The organism is Synechococcus sp. BIOS-E4-1, from assembly GCF_014279995.1.
GTDB lineage: Bacteria > Cyanobacteriota > Cyanobacteriia > PCC-6307 > Cyanobiaceae > Synechococcus_C.
This window is the reverse complement of the sequence record NZ_CP047935.1, coordinates 1,988,658-2,002,616: the sequence shown is the minus strand read 5'-3', so window position 1 is coordinate 2,002,616 and position 13,959 is coordinate 1,988,658. Positions and strand designations below refer to the sequence as shown.

Sequence of the window (13,959 nt, the reverse complement as noted above, 5' to 3'; positions counted from 1 at the left end):
GTGTTCCCTGTACTTACTGGACTGAAATAACCCCAATTTTTTCAGGCTTTGCAGGTTGAAAGGAATTATTCATCCGAATGATGAATCTTCGCGACGTCCTTTTGAGCGGAGAAGCTAAATTTCCAGATATGGAATATTTTTAATAATAGGTGGTCCTGATTTTAACGCCACCATAATCGCTGGTGAGCGTCCAAATGTTGATGATCTAATTTTTCACGTAATTAAGAGGCTAGTTTTTTGATACGGGGCGAACTCGCTTCAAGTCAGTTCCTTTTCTTGGTGATCCGGCTTGGCTTGTAACGAACGTAGCCCCATTCGCATTCGGGAATGAGTGCATGGGGCTTCTAGCATCACAAAATTGCAAATCATCTAGCTAATTTGAGAAGTATTTTGTAAAGCTAACTTGTCAACCTCAACCCAATGATCACTTGTGGAAGATACTCAGCCACTGGCAGAGGGTTTTAGTGATTGCATGCCGAGCCTGTTAGCGGAGTCTTGTTGGCAATTTTTATGAAAAACTTCGGCTGATGAGCTGTCCAATCATGACTCCGCCTGCCGCTGCGAAGCCTGCAATTCCAACGGTTTGTATCACGGTTGGATAGATGGCGCGTTGCCCTATTTTTGCCCGTCCAAATCCAAGTATGAATAGGAGTGCAAGCGTCATCAGAAGTGATATCCAGCGTGCTGTTGCTAGAGGGCAAAATGCAAAAGCGATCACTGGAGTCAATGCAGATAATGCATTTGAGATGAACATCCAGCAAGCATGGATGTATGGACTATCAGAGGTGTCTGAATCTTGCGAATCAAATGCTGAGTCCAAAGCGATCAGTTTCCTTTTATCACCAACGATCTCGGATTGAATGGCGCAAATTCTTTGTTGACTTATCCCGGCATCCGATAGCTTCAAAAGAAAATGATCGGCTGCTTTCCTAGGCTCTTCCTGGATTCGTGTAAAGCGTTTCTTATCTTTGATTCTCTCTTGATCATGGTCGGATTGAAGATCAAGAAATACGCCGCACATCATCGATATGGCTGAGGATATTCCTCCTGTGGCCCCTGCTAATAAAACTTGTGTGCTGCTATTAGCTGAAATTGCAACCCCGGCAACAAGTCCAAAAATGGTGACTACTCCATCTTCCATCCCAAACACGATTTCTCCAATCGATCCATAGAAAGACCTTTTTATGCTTTTCAGGTTAAGAGACAAGGCCATTCTCAGCACTCTTTGAACACATATCAAACTTATCCCTTTTCTTTGCCTCTCTTAGCTAAAATGGAATTGTGGATAGGACTCTTAAAGTTCATTGTATTGGCTGCAAGTCACTTGAAAAGCTTTTTCGGCTTGATTGCATTGGTTGGAATACTCAGGTCATTCAAAAATTGGATTTGCGGTCAATGCTGAATCATGAAACCGCCATCTACCAACAGCATTGAGCCTGTGATGAACGCGGCTTGATCAGAGAGAAGCCACACCACAGCGTTGGCGACATCAGCTGGTTCGGCCATCCTTCCCAGGGGGTGGAGTGCGCAAGCTCGTTTCCTGAGAGCCTCAGGGTCATCGCTAGCTTCCAAGGCCTGGTGGGTGAACCCTCCGTCGACCCATCCTGGTGCAACGTTGTTCACGCGAATCCCCTGCGGCGCTAACTCCCCGGCTGCGGCGTAGCTCAAGCTGAGCACGGCACCCTTGGAGGTGGTGTAGCCCCCTCCCTCCGCTGAGCCGATGAAGGCCGAAACGCTTCCCATGGTCACGATCGAGCCTCCTGCCGCTTTCAGATAGGGAATGGCGGCCTGCACTGCATGGAATGTTCCATCAACGTTGACGGCCATCATTTGTTGCCAGTCTTGATGGGTCTGGGTCGCGAGTGGTCCGGTGCGTAAAAGTCCGGCGGCGGTCACGAGGCCGCGCATTTCACCAAGCTCTCCGACTGACCTCTGCATGATCTCTCTCACGGCGGTCGCATCGGTGACATCGAGGTGGAAGCCCTCGGACACACCACCGTTTGAGCGAATTTCTTCAGCGATGCGTTCAGCAGCTTCGTAATTGGTGTCACAGACGGCGACGCTGGCTCCTGCCTGAGCTGCCTGAACGGCAACAGCACTGCCGATCGAGCCTGCTCCACCGGTCACCACAACCAGGCCACCACTGAGATCAATCCTTGTCATTCTGCGATGAGTCGATGGCTTGATCCTCTAAGAGTGGAGGACATTGAAGTCTTCGTCATCCACAGCTGTCTGGATAGATCCATTGCAGGATTTTCTGAGATGTTCACTCATGTCTCACAGCAAGCCACCACAGCGGGCTTAGTTGAGGCACGCGTGTGAAAGTCAAGAACCTCAAGTTATGATCGGATTGGCTCCGCCAGCACAACCAAACTCTTGATTGGATGTGCAGATGTGATGAGAACTTAATGATGACGCATGTCCTTGGATAGAAGACTTGTTGAAAGTCGTTGCTTCTATGACATTCGTCGCAAGTGTTGTCACAATGATTGCAATACTGCCATCAGAAATTATTCATGCATCAACAGGTCAAAGTCTATTCATCGGAATGCGTGCTTGATGTGGGAGCGCGTCTTGCCGAAGGTCCTCACTGGTGGGACGAGCGTGGGCTTTTGATTTGGGTCGATATCGAAGACTCACGCATTGGCTTGTTCGACCCTTGCCGTCAGACCAATCGTTTTATCGATACTGCTTTTCATGTGGGTTGTGTCGTGCCAACAAACGAGGGGCAATTGTTGGCTGCAACGTCGGATGGATTTAAAATAATAAATCCAGATAGCGGGGAAATGGTGTCGTTGCATAATCCAATCAAGGATCTAACTAATCATCGTTTCAATGATGGTAAGTGCGACCCTTGGGGAAGACTATGGGCCGGCAACCTTCATTATGATTTTTTGCCTAATGCTGGATCTCTCTGGAGGTTGAATAAATTTTTAAAATCTAGTCGTATGATTGATGGGGTCACTATCTCAAACGGACTTGCCTGGTCATTGGATAGAAAAAATCTATATTATGTTGACACCCCAACTCTTCATGTGAAGCGGTTCCCATTGTCCGAGAGTGGAGATTTGGCTGGTGATGGAGAGATCTGCATTCAAATACCTTCTGATTGGAATTGTTCTCCTGACGGCATGACCATTGATTGTAATGGCATGCTTTGGATTGCTCTTTGGAACGGAAGTGCTGTAACTTGTTGGGATCCAAGAAATGGAAAGCATCTGGCTACGATAGAAATTCCATGCTCGCAAGTAACCTCTTGCTGTTTTGGGGGTACGGCGTTTGACAAGCTCTACATCACAACCGCTAAATATGACCTTGATCAGGAAAGTCTATCTTTAATGCCTGCCGCTGGAGGTATTTTTATAGCAGAAGTGGATGTTTCTGGTCTGCCTGCTTCAGTGTTTATGCAGTCACAGAATGATTGATTTCCAGGGTTTCCATTATTCATTGTGATTAGCCTGATAGATCGAAAAATAAAAAAAACTTTTCCGACTTTTGATGTAACTGGCTGGCGATGGTGTTGCTGATAATCACACACGCAGCTCCTGTCATTCGTTGGCAGCTCAACTTCCTTCTGCAGCGCTGCGCTTCGCTGTGAACGTGCAGTGAGAGCAGGGGAGTACTGTCTAGCTCGGTGGATTGGCCTCAGTTCACGTCGCTACTTAGCGTCGTGAGTATTTCTCTAGAACTCACGCTGAGCTGCCTCTGGCAACCATCAGCGGATGGTTCCAGAAGCGATTCCGTCTGTTCTGAAACGGCTGTGTTGCTCGAGTGCCACAGCTGATCGTCGGCGAGGAACCATGGTCTCCAGCGCTATCGGTCAGACCCGAGAGCAGATCAACAGAGCCATTCTGATGTTGTTAGCTTCCACCAACCCTCGGCGTTATGCCAAGGCGTTCTGGTCAGTTTTCGTGGGTGTCTTGGAACAGTCCATCGGTGGTTTCCTGCATCAAAGTTGATCCACCTCAAGCGAGTTGATCTTTGTTCGTTTTGAATGTCTATCAGTGAACGTAAAACTGTGCCTCAAGGGTCGGTCTTGTTCCTGTCGAGAATCATTCAAAGGTTATAGAAAAATGTTCATTCAGTTTCATGCAGCATCATGGATGCAGATCTCATCCAGCGTCAACCCAATAACGACTGTCAGTGCAGGATTGAAGTCACCATTGCCGTGATGGGTGATTGACTCGGCTGTGGTTGCCTTTGCTGGTCTGATTCCTCAGGCTCCAATTCTCTGCTTGATTGAATGGGACATCAAATCATGCACGCAGTTTCGTGTGCGCTGATTTGATCGGGATGTCGCAGCGCAGCCAGGATGGTGTTGCCTTGCCCAATATCCCTTGGTGGTCATCATCAGAGAGTGGGATGTATTATTATTAATAAAAGCCTCTACAGATAGTATTCACTCCAGTAGCCAACAAGGGTGATTTAATTTGTCAATTGATTGGTTTTGCTATTCTGTGTAATTCTTGCTTCTTTTTTTGTTGTTGGCATGAAAAAGCTGCAATACAATATGTTTATAAAGGAAAAACTTGATGTACCAGAATTACTTCATTGGCGAGCTGCTGGGCACTCTTTTTTTGGTGTTGTTTGGATGCGGAGTATGCGGCGGAGCCTTATTAAAGGCTTCAAAATCGTATAGCTCGGGGTGGATGGCTATTTCGGCAGGTTGGGGCTTCGCCGTAATGATTGGAATTTTTATTTCTATGGCGTCTGGGTCCCGGGGCGGGGACATTAATCCGGTCATTACCTTGATGAAATATGGCCTCGGTAAGTATTCGTCTGGATGGATGGTTACGGCAATCATCATTGCTCAACTAATTGGAGCATTTCTGGGAGCAGTGTTTGTATGGCTTGTTTATTTGCCGCATTGGCAGCACACGGAAAGCAGGATAGATAAATTGTCTGTTTTTGCGACAACGCCTGCGATCAAGAATTTTTTCGCAAATTATCTATCTGAATGCTTGGCGACAACCGCACTTGTGATTATCGCCGGTGCGCTTGCCGAATATGGCAACACTTACAATTTTTCGGACGGTTCATTACCTTATATTTTCGGCTTCGTCGTTTGGGGGATTGGTTTATCCCTTGGGGGACCAACCGGCTATGCCATCAATCCAGCGAGAGATTTGGGCCCCCGACTGGCACATGCCGTTCTACCTATTGATGGCAAAGGCACATCTTGTTGGAGGTATTCATGGGTTCCGGTGGCTGGACCATTATCTGGCGTTTTGATTGGATTGTGCATCATTAAATTATTTCTTACCAAATAAGCTGCAGAGTGTTTATTACAAGATTTTTAGGGGAGCCGAATTTGATCGCTATTGATGAACGAGTTTTAGATTGAGTTGCTGGTTGATAACAGGGTTGATTCTCAATCAATTTTGAACCATTTCTGCCAAACTCCGCCTCATTGTAGCAGTCGTTGGATACCCAGCTGCCTTGATCTCTGAAGAATTTATGCGATATAAATCTTATGTCATTACTTGGGGTTGTGTTACGCAATTGCTTCATTCATGTACAATCGATTGAAATCGCCTGAATTGGCAACTGCAATATCAAGGAAACTATCTTGATTAAAGTCAGCAACACTGACTCCGTACGTAGGGCTTCCTGCATAATTAGGGGCTTTGCCTGGACCGAAGGGGATGGCATCAAACTCATTCCCGTCACCCCGGTTAATATAAACAGTATTCTTTTGGTTTTTGTGGTGGCTTCCTATCATGTTGCCTACAATTAAATCAATATCTCCGTCGTTGTCAACGTCACCAGTAATAACATCGTAGGTCTGACCATCTGTATATCCAAATTCTCGTACTTCAATGATGCCACCACTCCCGTTGCCAAAATAGATTTGATTTTGCTCCCCTATATTTCCAATAATTATGTCTAAATTCTTGTCTCCATTCATGTCGGCGATGGCTACGGCTCGGGAATTCAACCCCTCCGAATCATGCAATATTTGCTTATCTGAGAAATTTCCCTTTCGATCATTCATCAAGATCACATTGGGGTCATTAACGCGATTGGCGAGTACTAGATCCAGATGATCATCTCCATCCCAATCAACTACAGCAACGTCAATGGTTTTATCTATTCCTGTTCCGAATGTTCTGATGTCAGCGTCAGGGAACTCACCAGAACCACTATTGAAAGCAATTTGATTAGGCGCACCGCGACATGGAACGAGAATATCGATATCACCATCATTATCAATATCAGCAAGAGTCAGACTCCGTAAACTAGATATATAGCCGAAGGAGCCAGTCTCATAAAACACGCCTTGCCCATCATTGTAAAAGATTCGATTGGGCGCATTATCATTGCCAACAGCAATATCGAGATCGCCGTCTCCATCCAGGTCAGCAGGCACCGCAGCATAACTGGTGGAGAGATTCAGGCCCAAAGGTCGCTGAACAGTGAAATTGACCTTGCCTTGCTTTCCATAATTAAAGAACAGATAATTCTGCTGAGGCCAATGGCGTCCATTAGCGACAACCAGATCATTTATTCCGTCGCCATTGAGATCGCCAATGCCGATAGAAGCTGTGAGTTCCTGTTTGTCCACACCTAAAATACGTCGGTCGTTAGTGATAAATGAGCGGCTGGAAGATGTGGACTGGTTTTGCTTATTCGAATTTAAAAGTCGGCTAGGTTGGCCAATGAATGTTTGGCTGTGTAATACAGGGTTTAGTTTTCGGCTCATCTCGTTCTGGCTGATTTCCAGCTAAGCACTCCACTTAGCATAGGAACAATGATGAAGTTCAACAACTTTCCTTCCCTACGCGTGATTTAGTCTCTGTACCCCATTGCTAAATGGAGTAAATCCTCAGCCATGAATGGCTCTGCATGCTCCCACTTCAGTAGTCCTTCTTTGCAAATGCTGAACAGGACAGGAGCTTCCCCTGGGGCGATGGTATTTCATAAAATCGTGGCATTGATATCTTTGGCCAATCTGAAAGAGGCTAGTAAGGGGTGGAGACTCTGCAGCACTATGGCGCCAATGCCAGTCAGTCGAGGCTGATGACTGCCGCTCAATAAGTTTTGCCCGGAGTTGTTGAAATAAATCAGACTTGGTGGCTGATTGAGCCATCAGTCTCTATGTATTTCATTGCTAAGTATTAACTTAAAAGGGCATTGTGTACCCCTTGAGTAACACCTATTAGTTCCTTTTGGAATGGCTGACTGAAATGCTCTTGATTAAGCTCGTGCCCGTTTTCTTTGACGATAGTCATGACATTCACAGGTCTCTTTGTTACCTTTCGTTCTCCTGAATGTTGGAACCATTGTTGCATTGGCGATGAATGCTTCAAGTCGCTCTAGAGATATGCAGGATTGGTCACTACAGGAGAAATTGCCATGGCCAGCCGCAGCGTCAGCCTTAATTTGGATATGACTCGTTCTGATCTTGTTGATTGGGAGATCAGCTCAGAGGCTGCGGATCAGCAGTGAAAGGCCCATCAGCAGGGCGAGACATTCGAAAGCTTTCTTTACAAGTCGGCTTCCTTGTTTGAGCGAAAGGTGAGCACCGAGATATCCCCCAATGAGCGATCCCACGATCAGGGCTGGCAGCCAGCTCCAGTGAATTTCGCCGCGGAACCCGAGGACTAAAGCGCCGGTGCCGTTCCAGACGAGTCCCACCATGATCAGTGTGTGGGCAACGGCTCTTGGATAACTCAATCCGAACCAGCGCACCAGCCATAGCGTGACGAAAAGGCCTGAGCCTGATGAAAGGGAACCGTTCAGCATGCCGATCACGAAGAGCACGCCAATACCGATCAGCAGTTGCTGTCTGTTGTGATTCACCACTCGTTCGGTCTGTCCGAGTTTGGGGCGACGGGCCGAGTACAGGCCGAGGGATAGCGTGAGCAACCCAAGGGCGGCTGTGGCGACGCGATCCGGCAAGGCCAGCACGCTGCTTGCTCCGATCCACACTCCCGGGAGACCAGCCAGCAGAATCAACAGGCTTAAGTGGGGATCGAGGCTGCTGGCTTGCCAGTGGCGACCTGCGGCGCCAAGGCCCAGTGCCACGCTGGCCAGTTTGTGGGTGGCCAGTGCTGAAGCGAAGGGTAACCCCAGCAGGATCAGCGCCGGTAGCTGCACCAGGCCGGCGCCTCCACCTGCAAATGCTGAAAGGGCATTGGCTACAACAGCAATCATGCCGAGTGCCAGCTGCAGCAGCAGCTCACCGGCCATGGATTGATCTCGGTTGAGTCATTGCTGCTAAGCATTGCCTCCCAGGCCTAACCTATCCAGCAGGAGTACATGCGTACTGTGTTTGATGGTGTGTTGATTGGCTCTGGTTGCATTCCTCAGCAGGAACCCTCGGAGCGGCCGGTTTTCCTGGATGTTGCTCCAGGTATGACGGTGATCGTGCGCCACGACTGCCTGACTGGGGAGAAGCCTGATCAAGACTGGTGGATGGGTCAAGTGATTCACTGCGGAGGCGCTGCACGAGACCCGAAGATTCACAACCTTTTTCAGATCGCTGATGTGGATTCCGGGGAGATCAAGTGGGTCAGTGCCGATCTGGTGACTCAAATCCTTTCTGGTTGCTAGAACCGCTGATAGGAATTGCTTCAAAGAGCATGAATGACCACTGGGCAAACCGCATGACCGTTCCCGTTGTCAGCGTCAAAGAGTTTGCAGAGCTATCGGCTTGCTATCAAGAAGCGCTGAAGGACCGTGGTGCTCTGGACTGCACCTACAAGCTTTGGTCTGAGATGACTGCTGCTGAAAAAGCCAAAGCAGCAAAAAGACTGCCGAACACAGCGAATAACTGGTATGTGAATTAATTGGACGGCTATAACCTGCTAGTTTTCATAACAGAAGAAAGGCTGATTCTTCCGAGGAATTTGTAGCAATAATCAGAACGCACAGTCTGTAGGCATCACAGCGATATCTCGGATGCAGATGTGTTGTGGCTGCTGCCAGCAGAAAAGGACGATTGTTGCGAGTTCCGCTGGAGCAATGAAAGTCGGATTGCCAAGCATTTCGCAGTATTCCTCAAAGCTGATCCCCATCTTCTGATGAATCGCTGTTCGGATCAGTCCAGGGGCAAGGTTGATAACACGGACATTGTGCTCAGCTTCCGACATGTTCAGGCTCTCGCCCAATGAGCGCACGGCGTGTTTGCAAGCGTGATAAACGGGTGCCCCTGGTGCAGGCTTGCGATCGCCAATGGAGCTGATATTGATGATTGTTCCGCATTTGCGTTCCCGCATGCCTGGCAAAACAAGGTGAATGCCATTTGTCACTCCTTTGATCATGGTGTCGACTTCCTCATTGATCTGCTCGATGCTGAGGCTGTCCAGTCCGCCGATGTGAATCATCCCTGCGTTGTTAATCAGACAGCCTGTGGGCCCGTACTGACTCTCTGCTGACGCGATGGCATCCCTCAGCTCTTGAGCGTCGGAGACATCAAGCCGCCTGTAAAGCACTGGCTGATTGGCCAATGTTGGATCCACCTCCTGGTTTCTTGATATCAACAAACAGGGGTGACCGGCTGATGAAAAAGCATGGGCCAAAGCCTTTCCGATCCCTGCACCCGCTCCTGTAATCACCACCAGTTGTGCTGTCATGGTCTCGGCCGACGGACTGATTGTTCACAGCTTGGCAACAGACCCCTTCACTCGCTGACTAATCGGATCTGTTGGTCTGTACCCTCCCGGAGGCTTCCACGGCAGCAAAAACCCCGCACTTAACGGGGCGAGATCAGTGTGAGTTTTTTGTCGGGAGATCGATGGCGATACTCAACGCCCCCTGCTTTTCCCTTTCGGGTCTTGTATAGCTCTCAGCCTCGCTTTCATGGCTTCAGGCTTCCCGACAGAAATTTCAAATCAGAAGCTGATCTGGATTCCGAACCCAGGATGGCGATGGTTGTATCCGTAGGCAGGAATCACTCTCGGGTAGCCATAGACCTCGCGGTTGTAAACCCTGCGAGCATGCCGCCAATCACGATCATATGCTCTCTGGTAATGATTGAATTCGCGAACATCATGACGGAATTCACGATGAATTCTTCTTAGTTCATGATGTCTATGATGATGATGGTGGTGGTGGTGATGCTCTTTTGCGTCAGCAGCTGGTGGAGCAATAAACATTGAAGCGCCGATAACAGAAGCGGCAGCGATGGAAGAGACGAGTTTCATTGGTTTGGTGTGAGGGTAGGAGGTCATCCCTCCGATGTCTTCAGCATCGCTGAACTGAACTAAATCCACATCACCCGGAAGGGTGATGTTTCGTCTTACGCTATCCCCCAATGGTGTGATCCGTATCTTCCAGATCTCTAATTAGTGCATTTTCGCTTGTTCAAAACTTGCGGAGCTCACGCTGTCGGCCAGTATTCGAAGGTCGCTGTGGAGACGCCCTCTTACTGGTTGATGTTTCTGCAGATGGCAGGGTGTTTTTGCAGTCGCAACGCGGTTCCTTGATCGCGAGCGTAATGACGGCAACTGCCAGGAAAGCAACGGCTATCGAGTTGATTGGCGTAGATCTGGTGTCCATAAGGTCAGGGGCGATGTGCTTCTTCCCAATTAATCTCGGAATGGCGACTGGCGACCATTACCCGTTGCGTATTTCTCCTGCATACACAGCTCGTCGTCTGAGCTGCTGCTGGTATCCCCGTCGTAGGAGCTCATGATGGTGACGTTTTCTAGTCTTGTAACAGTCTGAACAAGTTCGTATCGCAACATCAGGCCAACTGCACTGATTTCAGTGAATCAAAGTGTCATCATTTCTGCTCCTTGTCTGAGCTTGGGTATGCCATTTCCATTATTGGAGGATTTGGCAAGGATGACCATGCTCGATTCAACTGATTCCAGAAGTCCCACCTCAGCTGGAAAGATGGCCACAACATCCGAGGCGCTTATGATGGCCGATACTCCGCTTTAGCAGATTCCAGAAGCAAACTGACTCTCGCCCCTGCTTCACCAGTTTCAACAATGACCTGATTTGGTCCTTTGGTCGGTATACCTTGATCCTGTCCATGCAGCTCTGGTTGCATCGCAGAATCTCTGGACACTAGATCAAGTATTTAGCTTTTCGCTTAGATGCAGTGCTATCACTTGCTTCATGCTGTGCCGCCATGCTGTCAGGAGCGCAGACGAAAAAAACATATTGTTCACAGCGCCACTTGTAACTCATACCTATCACTCATGCATATACGTATTCCTCTCACCACGTTTTGCTCAGACACCCTTCTGAGCGCTACACCGCCATGAGGGAGGGAGAGCAGGCATTACGTTGCTGAAACATGTCTGCCAAAATTCAATAGGGAGTGACCTCCCAATTGATTTTCATTAATCCAACAAAGAATTTTCGACACTAATACAAACAGTTCTTTCTATACATTCTCCGCCTCCAGCAATTCGTTCGAGCTGATCCGCTCTGACTTGATTGATATGTTCAACTGAGAAGACGTGACCATGTTCTTTGGCGATAGACACAACCTCCTCAGATGATTTTGCAGCTTTCAGTTTGTCTTGAAGACTGGTGTCTCCCTTCACTTTGCCGAGGAAGGAATTGAGTTGTTCGAGGGACATGGATTCGAAGTCTGTACACCACTTATAGCAACATTTCATTGAAGTGTCTTTATTTGATCATTGCTGCACTCAATTGTGCCAGGTATTAGAGGTTGGTTTGTGGGATTAGTCAGGCTATAGAATCAATAATAACTCATACAGCAGGGACTTTGATGAATAGATTGCCTATGCATAGATTCCCAATAAACGACAACACAGTTGGCTCCAATTCTGGGTATCTGTTTCCTCCAGCTGCGTTTCCCAACTCTTCGTCAGAAAGCTCTGATTGAGCCTTCTTTAGGTCATCAGCAGAAATCATAAATCCTGCTTATTTCACAATCGCAGCAACAGCATCAAAATCAGCAGCAGCTTTCAGATTCTCCTGAAGATTAGGGTCAACTTTAATCTTCTCGAGAAAAACTTTGAGTTGCTTTTCTGACATGAGAGTACGTTTAGCTTCAGCCTAGTTCTAGCAACAGCATACTGAAGTGTTTTGGCTAATACTTGCTGTTCTCAATCGTGTCAGTTGTTGGAATCTTATTTATGGGATGAGTTCAGGCTATTGAAGCAATAAGGTCTCTGTATTGGAGGGGCTTTGAAAGTGTAGGCTGTTCTATAGCTCGAATACTGAAGTATGAAAGTAGCTCTGTTCAAATAAACTTAAATTATGGAATTATCACACGGCTTAGTGTACCCGGGAACCTCACCACTAGGTGAACACCCAGTAGTGCATTTGTTTAGGGCATTATCCGTGCCACCCAAAGCAGCCTCTAGCTCATCATCAGGTAGGTTTTGGCTATGTGAGTTTAGATCTTTTGTCGTGATAGAGAACCCAGCAGCTTTGGCAATCGCAAGAACTGCATCTGAATCTGCAGCTCCTTTGAGCTTCTCCTGAAGGGTAGTGTCAGCTTTTACTTTTTCTAGAAAGGCTTTGAGTTGCTCTTCTGACATGTATATGAGGTCGGTTCTTCATTTATAGCAAAGGTATGTCGCAGCGTCTATGGCTAATAATTAAGGCGCTCAATCGTGCCAGTTATCAGAGGCTGATTGATGGTCTTTTTTGGGGGGGATTGAAAAAGTGAAAAGATCATGCTTAGAATCCGCTTTGATGGGCTGGTTGAGGGCTGGTGGTGTTGACTACTAGCATCCAAAGCCACACGTATTGCAACCAGTGCCATAAACATAATATGATCCACCGTGACAGGAGTTAAGTCCTCCAGAGATTTCCTCAAGTTCTCCTTCTGAAAGCTCTGAAAAGGCCTTCAATTCATCAGCAGAAATACTAAATCCAGCATCTTTCGCAATCGCAAGAACTGCATCGGAATCAGCAGCAGCTTTGAGCTTTTCCCGAAGACTGGTGTCTACTTTGACCTTATCTAGAAAGGATTTGAGTTGCTCTTCTGACATGTATATGAGGTCGATTCTGTATTTATAGCAAAGGTATGTCGCAGCGTCTATAGCTAATAATTAAGGCGCTCAACCGTGCCAGTTATCAGAGGCTGATTGATGGTCTTTTTGGGGTGATTTAAGCAATAAAAAACACCTGCGGCAGGTGCTTTGAGGGCGTAGGCTTTTTTAGTCACCTACTCTCTATACACTGTTGCTTAGATTACAACAGCCAAAAGTAAAGCAGTAAAAAGTCATAACAGTTCCCCCAGCCACATTCTCCAGTTCTTCTTCTGAAACCTCTGATTGAGCGTTCTTCAAGTCATCAGCAGAGATGCTAAATCCCGCCTCTTTCGCAATCGCAAGAACCGCATCAATATCAGCAGCGGCTTTCAGCTTCTCCTGAAGGCTGGTTTCGCCTTTGACTTTCTCAAGGAATGCCTTGAGTTGTTCTAGAGACATGGGTGACGGGAGTTTTTAATGGTTATAGCAATGGTCTGCTGCAGCGTCTTTGGCTAATACTTACTGCGCTCAATCGTGCCAGGCATTGAAGGCTAATTTGTGGTATTATTGGCGAGATTGAAGCAATAAAAAGCACCTGTCAATGCAGAGGCTTTGAGTGTGTAGGTTTTGAAGTCTAGGGGAAATCTCCGCCCAAGACAGTCACATCATATCCAATTCTTGTTAAAGACAGTTTTGTTTGTACAGTCACCGCCTCCAGCCACGCCTTCTAGTTCCTCTTCACTGAGTTCAGTAATCTTATCAGCAGTGAATTCGTGGCCGTGTTCTTTAGCGATGCCCACGACGTCTTCAGGTGACTTAGCTTCTTTTAGTTTCTCCTGAAGATTGGAATCGCCTTTGACTTTGGCGAGGAATGCCTTGAGTTGTTCTAGGGACATGGGTATGAGGTCTGTTCAGGAGTCATAGCAACGTTCGGCAGGGCGCACCGTATCCGCAGGCTTATAAAAAAACTCAGCTCGTGGCTGGGCCAAGTATTAAACAGTGCCAGGTATCGGATGATGTTTATGCGCGATTTGGCAGTGATTGAAGCAAT

The 13,959-nt window shown here is 47.5% G+C and carries 16 protein-coding genes and 1 pseudogene; 5 read left to right on the top strand and 12 right to left on the bottom strand.

What is annotated here, in order from left to right; all coding sequences use genetic code 11:
• Positions 1–508: 508 nt before the first annotated feature.
• Complete coding sequence (locus tag SynBIOSE41_RS10920; RefSeq protein ID WP_186537915.1) at positions 509–1,213, bottom strand: VIT1/CCC1 transporter family protein; 705 nt, start codon at positions 1,211–1,213, stop codon at positions 509–511.
• A gap of 179 nt (positions 1,214–1,392) precedes the next feature.
• The gene (locus SynBIOSE41_RS10915) at positions 1,393–2,163 is read right to left on the bottom strand and encodes an SDR family NAD(P)-dependent oxidoreductase (RefSeq protein WP_186537914.1); all 771 of its coding nucleotides are present in this window, start codon (positions 2,161–2,163) and stop codon (positions 1,393–1,395) included.
• Between the two features lie 353 nt (positions 2,164–2,516).
• Here SynBIOSE41_RS10915 and SynBIOSE41_RS10910 point away from each other — a divergent pair, with 353 nt between their 5' ends.
• From SynBIOSE41_RS10910 to SynBIOSE41_RS10900, 3 genes are all read left to right on the top strand, one after another.
• Positions 2,517–3,425, top strand: coding sequence for an SMP-30/gluconolactonase/LRE family protein (locus SynBIOSE41_RS10910; protein WP_186537913.1), 909 nt, complete (start codon positions 2,517–2,519; stop codon positions 3,423–3,425).
• 297 nt (positions 3,426–3,722) lie between these two features.
• A complete protein-coding gene (locus SynBIOSE41_RS10905) occupies positions 3,723–3,959 on the top strand; it encodes a hypothetical protein (RefSeq protein WP_222930537.1) in 237 nt (78 codons plus the stop codon).
• Positions 3,960–4,532: 573 nt separating this feature from the next.
• Positions 4,533–5,270 carry an MIP/aquaporin family protein gene (locus SynBIOSE41_RS10900; protein ID WP_067325540.1) on the top strand — a complete coding sequence of 246 codons (738 nt, stop codon included), beginning with the start codon at positions 4,533–4,535 and terminating at the stop codon, positions 5,268–5,270.
• A gap of 224 nt (positions 5,271–5,494) precedes the next feature.
• Here the strand turns inward: SynBIOSE41_RS10900 and SynBIOSE41_RS10895 are convergent, their stop codons facing one another.
• Entirely contained in the window at positions 5,495–6,703 is a 1,209-nt protein-coding gene (locus tag SynBIOSE41_RS10895; protein ID WP_222930536.1) for a VCBS repeat-containing protein, read from the bottom strand.
• A 722-nt stretch (positions 6,704–7,425) separates the two neighbouring features.
• Entirely contained in the window at positions 7,426–8,193 is a 768-nt protein-coding gene (locus tag SynBIOSE41_RS10890; RefSeq protein ID WP_186537911.1) for a sulfite exporter TauE/SafE family protein, read from the bottom strand.
• A 69-nt stretch (positions 8,194–8,262) separates the two neighbouring features.
• Here SynBIOSE41_RS10890 and SynBIOSE41_RS10885 point away from each other — a divergent pair, with 69 nt between their 5' ends.
• Entirely contained in the window at positions 8,263–8,556 is a 294-nt protein-coding gene (locus SynBIOSE41_RS10885) for a DUF3104 domain-containing protein (RefSeq protein ID WP_186537910.1), read from the top strand.
• On the top strand, positions 8,550–8,792 hold the full coding sequence (locus tag SynBIOSE41_RS10880) for a hypothetical protein (protein WP_186537909.1): 243 nt from the start codon (positions 8,550–8,552) through the stop codon (positions 8,790–8,792). The genes SynBIOSE41_RS10885 and SynBIOSE41_RS10880 overlap by 7 nt, the downstream gene beginning before the upstream one ends.
• Before the next feature lie 72 nt (positions 8,793–8,864).
• Here SynBIOSE41_RS10880 and SynBIOSE41_RS10875 read toward each other — a convergent pair whose 3' ends face one another.
• The 8 genes and pseudogenes from SynBIOSE41_RS10875 to SynBIOSE41_RS10840 all read right to left on the bottom strand — a co-directional run bounded on the left by SynBIOSE41_RS10875 (position 8,865) and on the right by SynBIOSE41_RS10840 (position 13,804).
• The gene (locus SynBIOSE41_RS10875; RefSeq protein ID WP_186537908.1) at positions 8,865–9,578 is read right to left on the bottom strand and encodes an SDR family oxidoreductase; all 714 of its coding nucleotides are present in this window, start codon (positions 9,576–9,578) and stop codon (positions 8,865–8,867) included.
• Between the two features lie 258 nt (positions 9,579–9,836).
• Entirely contained in the window at positions 9,837–10,217 is a 381-nt protein-coding gene (locus SynBIOSE41_RS10870; RefSeq protein WP_222930535.1) for a hypothetical protein, read from the bottom strand.
• A gap of 1,080 nt (positions 10,218–11,297) precedes the next feature.
• Entirely contained in the window at positions 11,298–11,540 is a 243-nt protein-coding gene (locus SynBIOSE41_RS10865; RefSeq protein ID WP_186537906.1) for a Nif11-like leader peptide family natural product precursor, read from the bottom strand.
• 133 nt (positions 11,541–11,673) lie between these two features.
• Positions 11,674–11,961: pseudogene (locus SynBIOSE41_RS10860) on the bottom strand (Nif11-like leader peptide family natural product precursor).
• 218 nt (positions 11,962–12,179) lie between these two features.
• Entirely contained in the window at positions 12,180–12,470 is a 291-nt protein-coding gene (locus SynBIOSE41_RS10855) for a Nif11-like leader peptide family natural product precursor (protein ID WP_186537905.1), read from the bottom strand.
• Between the two features lie 189 nt (positions 12,471–12,659).
• Entirely contained in the window at positions 12,660–12,926 is a 267-nt protein-coding gene (locus SynBIOSE41_RS10850; protein WP_186537904.1) for a Nif11-like leader peptide family natural product precursor, read from the bottom strand.
• A gap of 183 nt (positions 12,927–13,109) precedes the next feature.
• The gene (locus SynBIOSE41_RS10845) at positions 13,110–13,367 is read right to left on the bottom strand and encodes a Nif11-like leader peptide family natural product precursor (RefSeq protein WP_186537903.1); all 258 of its coding nucleotides are present in this window, start codon (positions 13,365–13,367) and stop codon (positions 13,110–13,112) included.
• A 206-nt stretch (positions 13,368–13,573) separates the two neighbouring features.
• Positions 13,574–13,804: a Nif11-like leader peptide family natural product precursor gene (locus tag SynBIOSE41_RS10840; RefSeq protein ID WP_186537902.1), complete on the bottom strand. Its 231-nt coding sequence runs from the start codon at positions 13,802–13,804 to the stop codon at positions 13,574–13,576.
• Positions 13,805–13,959 lie beyond the last annotated feature (155 nt).

Excerpts from the sequence above, each read along its gene's own strand:
- SynBIOSE41_RS10920 (WP_186537915.1), bottom strand. The coding sequence starts at position 1,213 with ATGGCCTTGTCTCTTAACCTGAAAAGCATAAAAAGGTCTTTCTATGGA.
- SynBIOSE41_RS10915 (WP_186537914.1), bottom strand. The coding sequence starts at position 2,163 with ATGACAAGGATTGATCTCAGTGGTGGCCTGGTTGTGGTGACCGGTGGA.
- SynBIOSE41_RS10910 (WP_186537913.1), top strand. The coding sequence starts at position 2,517 with ATGCATCAACAGGTCAAAGTCTATTCATCGGAATGCGTGCTTGATGTG.
- SynBIOSE41_RS10905 (WP_222930537.1), top strand. The coding sequence starts at position 3,723 with ATGGTTCCAGAAGCGATTCCGTCTGTTCTGAAACGGCTGTGTTGCTCG.
- SynBIOSE41_RS10900 (WP_067325540.1), top strand. The coding sequence starts at position 4,533 with ATGTACCAGAATTACTTCATTGGCGAGCTGCTGGGCACTCTTTTTTTG.
- SynBIOSE41_RS10895 (WP_222930536.1), bottom strand. The coding sequence starts at position 6,703 with ATGAGCCGAAAACTAAACCCTGTATTACACAGCCAAACATTCATTGGC.
- SynBIOSE41_RS10890 (WP_186537911.1), bottom strand. The coding sequence starts at position 8,193 with ATGGCCGGTGAGCTGCTGCTGCAGCTGGCACTCGGCATGATTGCTGTT.
- SynBIOSE41_RS10885 (WP_186537910.1), top strand. The coding sequence starts at position 8,263 with ATGCGTACTGTGTTTGATGGTGTGTTGATTGGCTCTGGTTGCATTCCT.
- SynBIOSE41_RS10875 (WP_186537908.1), bottom strand. The coding sequence starts at position 9,578 with ATGACAGCACAACTGGTGGTGATTACAGGAGCGGGTGCAGGGATCGGA.
- SynBIOSE41_RS10865 (WP_186537906.1), bottom strand. The coding sequence starts at position 11,540 with ATGTCCCTCGAACAACTCAATTCCTTCCTCGGCAAAGTGAAGGGAGAC.
- SynBIOSE41_RS10855 (WP_186537905.1), bottom strand. The coding sequence starts at position 12,470 with ATGTCAGAAGAGCAACTCAAAGCCTTTCTAGAAAAAGTAAAAGCTGAC.
- SynBIOSE41_RS10850 (WP_186537904.1), bottom strand. The coding sequence starts at position 12,926 with ATGTCAGAAGAGCAACTCAAATCCTTTCTAGATAAGGTCAAAGTAGAC.
- SynBIOSE41_RS10845 (WP_186537903.1), bottom strand. The coding sequence starts at position 13,367 with ATGTCTCTAGAACAACTCAAGGCATTCCTTGAGAAAGTCAAAGGCGAA.
- SynBIOSE41_RS10840 (WP_186537902.1), bottom strand. The coding sequence starts at position 13,804 with ATGTCCCTAGAACAACTCAAGGCATTCCTCGCCAAAGTCAAAGGCGAT.